Source organism: Caproicibacter sp. (genome assembly GCF_046707225.1).
In the GTDB taxonomy this organism is placed as follows: Bacteria; Bacillota; Clostridia; order Oscillospirales; family Acutalibacteraceae; genus Caproicibacter.
On sequence record NZ_JBJKOP010000011.1, the window covers coordinates 1 to 1268 of the forward strand.

Sequence of the window (1268 nt, forward strand, 5' to 3'; positions counted from 1 at the left end):
TGATGCTGATCCGCTTTGACCGGGCAATACCGGAGGAGAAGCGCGACCCGAATCTGAAAGAAAAGCTGGCCGCCGAGGCCGACGGCATACTGGCGTGGTCAATGGCCGGGCTTCGGCGTTTGATGGAGAATTCCTACCGGTTTTCCGAAACCCAGCGGACGAAGGCGGAACTCGCGAACTACAAGGCGGAGAACAGCAGTGCGCTGGCGTTTGTCGGGGAATGCTGTGAAATAAACGGCGGACACACCTGTATGAGCGAAGATCTGTTTTCGGCCTATCAGGAATACTGTTCCGCAAACGCGCTGAAGCCTGTCTCTCAAATCCGTTTCAACCGTGAATTAGAAGCGATACAGGGGCTGTCCCGTGGGCGGGACACCGTCACCCGCAGGCATGTCTGGGTCGGCATCCGGCTTTCAGAGTGACGACTCATCCCGAACGCACCGCGAACGGACGCCGAATATACCCGTGGACGGATTTTGTTCAGTCTTACCGCCTTCCGAACGCACCGAACGGAGTCCGCGCATTCTTTGCGTATGAACGCGCCAAACAAAAAATATGCTCAAACTTAATAAAAGGAATTAATATTCCCGTCAAAAGTCCGTCTAATCCGTCCGTGCCCGTCCGATTTTTACCCGGAGGTGTCCCTATGCCCCACAAGCCGAAGAAACCCTGTGCCTTCCCCGGCTGTCCAAACCTGACCGACGGCAGGTACTGCGAAGTCCACGCTTCGCAGGCAAACCGCGAGTATAACAAGTACCGCCGCGACCCCGACTCGAACAAGATCTACGGGCGGCGCTGGAAAACCATTCGTGCCCTGTATCTCTCGAAGCACCCACTCTGTGAACGGTGTCTCAAGGACGGGCGCTATGTTCCCGCCGAGGAAGTCCACCACATCAAGCCAATCGCCGAAGGCGGCACCCATGAAGAGTCGAATCTCATGTCGCTTTGCAAATCCTGCCACTCCGCGATCACCGCAGCAGCTGAAAACAGACACCGCTGACCCAGGGGGCCGGTCGAATCTCTGCGGCCCTGTCTCGCGGACAGCGCGGCAGGCCTTCGCGCGCGACACGCGCGAATTCAAAAATATCAGAATTGCCCCGAAACGCTGATGTTTTGGGGCTTTGTTCGTTTTGAAAAACAGGCCTGACAGGCTGTTTTTTCAAAGAGTCAGCTTTTTTCAAAAAGCGTACAGGCTGTCTGCGCGGAAAATCCCGGAGATTTTCGGGAATCTGGCAGGGAGACGCGGGCGGCGGACAGCGACAGGACGG

2 protein-coding genes are annotated in these 1268 nt (G+C 56.5%); both read left to right on the forward strand.

The genetic code is table 11. The annotated features are described in order from the left end of the window. The coding region (locus ACLQ3M_RS01905; RefSeq protein WP_411676016.1) for a primase-like DNA-binding domain-containing protein at positions 1-422 on the forward strand (422 nt) is incomplete at its 5' end. A gap of 224 nt (positions 423-646) precedes the next feature. Then, a complete protein-coding gene (locus tag ACLQ3M_RS01910) occupies positions 647-1000 on the forward strand; it encodes an HNH endonuclease (protein WP_411676017.1) in 354 nt (117 codons plus the stop codon). Positions 1001-1268 lie beyond the last annotated feature (268 nt).

What these genes read in the sequence shown, in the direction of transcription:
- ACLQ3M_RS01910 (WP_411676017.1), top strand. Translation starts at nt 647, where the DNA reads ATGCCCCACAAGCCGAAGAAACCCTGTGCCTTCCCCGGCTGTCCAAAC.